5 protein-coding genes are annotated in these 4,715 nt (G+C 33.0%); 4 read left to right on the top strand and 1 reads right to left on the bottom strand.

The features are described from left to right. The first annotated feature begins 159 nt into the window (after nt 1–159). From C7954_RS13270 to otsB, 4 genes are all read left to right on the top strand, one after another. A complete protein-coding gene (locus C7954_RS13270) occupies nt 160–357 on the top strand; it encodes a helix-turn-helix domain-containing protein (protein WP_073159437.1) in 198 nt (65 codons plus the stop codon). Between the two features lie 22 nt (nt 358–379). Further along, nucleotides 380–1,435 carry a diguanylate cyclase gene (locus tag C7954_RS13265; RefSeq protein WP_073159439.1) on the top strand — a complete coding sequence of 352 codons (1,056 nt, stop codon included), beginning with the start codon at nt 380–382 and terminating at the stop codon, nt 1,433–1,435. Nucleotides 1,436–1,511: 76 nt separating this feature from the next. Beyond that, the gene (locus C7954_RS13260; RefSeq protein WP_089655414.1) at nt 1,512–2,924 is read left to right on the top strand and encodes an alpha,alpha-trehalose-phosphate synthase (UDP-forming); all 1,413 of its coding nucleotides are present in this window, start codon (nt 1,512–1,514) and stop codon (nt 2,922–2,924) included. Continuing rightward, the gene (gene otsB, locus C7954_RS13255; RefSeq protein ID WP_089719876.1) at nt 2,917–3,711 is read left to right on the top strand and encodes a trehalose-phosphatase; all 795 of its coding nucleotides are present in this window, start codon (nt 2,917–2,919) and stop codon (nt 3,709–3,711) included. Before C7954_RS13260 ends, otsB begins: the two co-directional genes overlap by 8 nt. A 13-nt stretch (nt 3,712–3,724) precedes the next feature. Here otsB and C7954_RS13250 read toward each other — a convergent pair whose 3' ends face one another. Then, nucleotides 3,725–4,528, bottom strand: a complete 804-nt coding sequence (locus C7954_RS13250; protein ID WP_073159444.1) for a histidinol-phosphatase HisJ family protein — start codon at nt 4,526–4,528, stop codon at nt 3,725–3,727. Nucleotides 4,529–4,715: the final 187 nt, after the last annotated feature.

Here is a 4,715-nt window from a genome sequence, read left to right as displayed (position 1 = left end):
CGAAGATTAAAAGGATTTTTAGCTGCTAGAGATAAGCTAATTCAACTATTTGAAGAAAGATATTAATTTATTTACACAAAATACTTGACGTTACCGAATATAGTTCATTATAGTGATAATATAATATATAGTTAATATATTATTAAGGGAGGAGAGATTATGTCAGCAAAATTAGCAAGAAAAATCAAAAGGTTCCGAAAAGAAAGAGAGCTAACTCAGCTAAAATTAGCGGCGAGAGCTGGGCTTGCCCAATCTTTTTTAAGTAATATTGAAAATGGACTACAGAGTCCTTCCTTAAAAAGCTTAGAAAAAATATCTAAGGCTCTGGATGTCCCCTTAAATGACCTTTTGAAATGACTTAAGTTATGAGGTGAGGGATATGCATAATATAAAAATAAATCAATATCGTGATCAACTGACAGAAATTTATAATCGCCATTATTTCGAAAAGAAAATAAAAGAATTTGATCAAAAACAGCTATATCCATTTAGTATTATTCTGGGAAATTTAAATAATCTAAAGAAAATAAATAAGAACCAGGGTTATGAACGTGGTAATTTATTTATTAGGAAAACAGCAGAAATATTAAGTTCTTTTTGCGAAATAAATGACATAGTAGCAAGAAGTGGTGGAGATGAATTCGTTATTTTACTTCCGAAAAGTGATATTAAAAAAGCAGAGAAAATTTCAGAAGAAATCACAAAAAATTACAATTATCTCAATGAAAAATATCAAAAAATGACACTGGCGCTTGGGATAGCCTCCAGATCAACTAAAGAACAGAAACTTACTGACGTTTATCAGCTTGCAAATGATAGAATGTACAGAAATAAGATTTCTGGAACTGGTAGTTTTAAATTTGAAATTTTTTCTGCTTTTGAGAGAATGCTGGGAGAAAAAACAGGAGAAACTGTAGCTCATGCTCGCCGAATGGAGCTGCTCTCTGTTAAATTGGCAGAGAAGTTGAAAATTCCTATTTATCAGATTGACGAATTGAAAATTGCTGCTCGTTTACATGATATAGGCAAGATAATTATTGCTGACTATATTCTAAATAAACCAGAAGCTTTGACTGAGGACGAATACAAAAAGGTTAAAGAACATACTAACATAGGGTACAGAATAATTAAATCAATGCCAGCTCTAGAAAATGTAGCTAATATAATTTTAGCACATCACGAAAGGTGGGATGGCAGGGGTTATCCTAGAAGATTAGAAAAAGAAGAAATACCATATTTGGCTAGAATCATCTCTATTGTGGATACATATGATGTTATAACTCATGAGAGACCATATAAAAAAGCAAGTTCTGCAGCAGCAGCATTAAACGAAATTAAAAAATGTGCAGGGACTCAATTTGATCCTCTGTTGGTCACGGAATTTATTGATCTAATTGAAAATCGAAACCAAGTTCAACTCGAGCTTGTTAAATAATTACTTTAATTACTTTCATAATTTGTTATGTTATAATAAGAGAATAGATAAGTACACAAAATAGGAGGTAATAATTATGGGAGCAGAATTAAAGCAAAATAGACTTGTTCTTGTTTCCAATGGGGAACCATATAAACATATATATCAGAATCAGGAAATAAAGCAAGAAAAACTTGTAGGAGGCCTAACAACCGGACTGGACCCGATGATGCAGGAAGACGATGGACTCTGGATTGCCTGGGGCCGAGGTGAAGCTGATTTTGAAGTAGTTGATCAGGAAAATAAAGTTAAAGTACCTGATGATAACGGTTATACATTAAAGAGAATTAAACTAAGTGAAGAAGAAAAAAATGGATTTTATTGCGGATTTTCAAATGAGGTAATGTGGCCGATCTGCCATACGTTTATCTCTAAGGCCAATTTTAAAAAAGAATACTGGGATAGTTATAAAAAGGTGAATAAAAAATTTGCTGATAATATTATGGAAGAGCTCGAGGAAGATGATTTAGTCTGGATTCATGACTATCATTTAGCATTAGTTCCTGGGTTTCTATCAGGAAGTGATGCTAAAACTTCACTATTTTGGCATATCCCTTGGCCTGCCTGGGAAGCGTTTAGAACTATACCCTGGCGTCAGGAAATTTTAGAAGGAATGCTGTCGACCAATTTTTTGGGTTTTCACACTGATTCCTTTGTTTACAATTTCTTAAACTGTGCCAAAAAAATAGGGGCAGAAGTTGATTTTTCTGCCAGAGAAGTTTATTATCAAGGCTCAAAGACTAGGGTAGAAAATATCCCTCTGGGCATTGATTATCAGCGAATGCACGGACTTTCTCAGGACGAGGAATATCTTGAAAAATCAAAAACAATTAAAGAAAATTATAATACCGAAAAGCTTGTTTTTGCAGTTGATTGCCTGGATTATACAAAAGGGATTGAAGAAAGGCTGGAAGCTATTCGTAGATTTTTTGAAAAATATCCCGAATATCAGCGTAAAGTAATTTTTGTTCAAAGAATTGCTCCCAGTAGGACAGGAATTGAAGAGTATCAGCAGATGAAAGATAGTATTGAGAAAATGGTTGGAGAAATCAATGGTAAATATCAAGAGGATGAGTGGCAGCCGATTAAATATTTCTATGGTTCTGTCCCTCAGGATGAGCTGTTACCGTATTATAATGCAGCTGACTTAGGGTTAATTACAGCTTCGATAGATGGGATGAACCTGGTGGCCAAAGAATATCTGGCAGTACAGGATTCAGGAGTGCTTTTGCTTTCTGAGTTTGCTGGAGCAGCTGAATACTTAGATAGTGCAATAAAAGTAAACCCCTATGATGTTGAAGCTTTAGCTGATAGTATTTATCAGGGGCTTGAAATGCCCGAAAAAGATAGGAAAGAGCGAGTGCAGACTGCTCAAGCTGCTCTTAAGAAATATGATATTAACTGGTGGCGAGATCATTTCATTGAAATGTGGCTTGATTGTTATGAATAAAAAATTTATTCTTGCAAATAAGCAGTTAAGTAAAGTTAAAAAACGAATAGAAAGAGCAGATGATATTCTGCTTTTTCTTGATTATGATGGGACTCTGGCTCCTTTTAAAGCTGATCCTCTTTCTGCCTTTGTTTTACCGGAAGTAGAAGCTAGCTTAAAAAAGTTGGCAGAAAATAAAAAAATTCATATGAGTCTGATTTCAGGTAGAAAATTAAGTGAGTTAAAAAAGATGATTGATTTAAATCGATGTCATTATGCAGGCAGTCATGGTTTAGAAATCGAGATGTCTTTTGCAGATGGAATAATTATCCCACATCAGAATAAAGAGATTGATGTTTTAAGCAAAAAAAATTATCAAATGACTAAAGAAAAATATTTAAAGGCGGTAGATGTGCGTTTAGAAGACAAAAATTTTGGGCTGGCCCTGCATTTTGATTCTGAAAAGAAGCAGGCTGAAGCAGAAAAAGATTTGAAAGCTTTATTTGAAAACACAGCCTATCATTTGCTTTCTGGCCGGGAAGTTATAGAAATCAGGCCTAAGGGCTGGGATAAAGGAAAAGCTGTTAATTATATTAGTGATCAGATCAGAGAGAAATCAGATATAAATGAGGTTTTAAAAATTTATATTGGGGATGATCGGACTGATGAAGATGCTTTTAAAGTTTTAAAAGATGGAATCACAATCTATGTCCAGAATGAAGATGATTTAAATACAGAAGCAGAATATTATCTTAGAGATCCAGAAGATACAGCAAAATTGTTAAAAAGTCTTGCAGGAGAGAGTTAAATCTCCTGCGATTTTATATTTTGTGAAATTTAGGTTTCATGTTTTTGAAAGTTGTTAAATACTTAAATCCAATTTTTTTAAGTTTGGAAACTGTAAAATCAAATTTTTGAGCAATGGTGGCAGTTTTATGGCTGTCAGAACCTATAGTTAAAATCTTTCCTCCCTGTTTATAATAGAGTTTTAAAATATCAAAACTGGGGAGTGGGTTTTTGCCATCAATTCGGTAACCAGATGTATTTACCTCTAAGCCCCGCTCTTTTTTTATTATCATTCTTAAAATTTCTTTAATTAACCCTGCAGCTTCGTTATTTTCCATCAAGTCTGGCTGCTTTTCAAAATTGCCATAACGACGAATAATATCCAGGTGGCCGATAACATTATAGTTATCATATTCTTTAACTACTTTAAGTACAGCTTTTAAATATTTAATATAAGCTTCCCATTGACTGTAGCCCTCAAAAAAATCGCCATTATATAAGTCAGATTTTTCAACAGTATGAAAAGACCCAATAACAAAGTCAAAATTATTAGCCAGATAGTTATCACATTCTTGAAGAATATGAGACTGAATCCCCATTTCTATGCCTTTTTTTATAACCAACTCACCTTCATATCTTTTCTGCATTTTTTCTATTTCTTTTAAATATTTATCTTTGTCTATTAAAAACTCTATTTTGTTATCTTGATAATCAATATCATGATGGTCAGTAATAGCTATTTCATCTAAGCCTTTTAATATAGCAGCCTGACAGAGGTCGTCCATTTTCATACCTGAATCAGCTGAAAAATGTGAGTGCAGGTGATAATCAAAAAACATAGTAATCTCTCCTTTTTATAAATGCTAAAAGTTAGGCAACTAGTTTATTTGCATAATTAATATATTAATATCATAGCATAATTTTTAAGATTATTAACTCAAACTTCGCACATAAATAACCCTTTTGCACCTTGAAATTTCAATATTTAGCAGAATTTAAGTAATGTGATTTTACTGTTTTAAGCAG

Origin of the sequence: Halanaerobium congolense, assembly GCF_004366375.1 — a bacterium.
In the GTDB taxonomy this organism is placed as follows: domain Bacteria; phylum Bacillota; class Halanaerobiia; order Halanaerobiales; family Halanaerobiaceae; genus Halanaerobium; species Halanaerobium congolense.
This window is presented reverse-complemented; position numbering and strand designations above follow the sequence as displayed.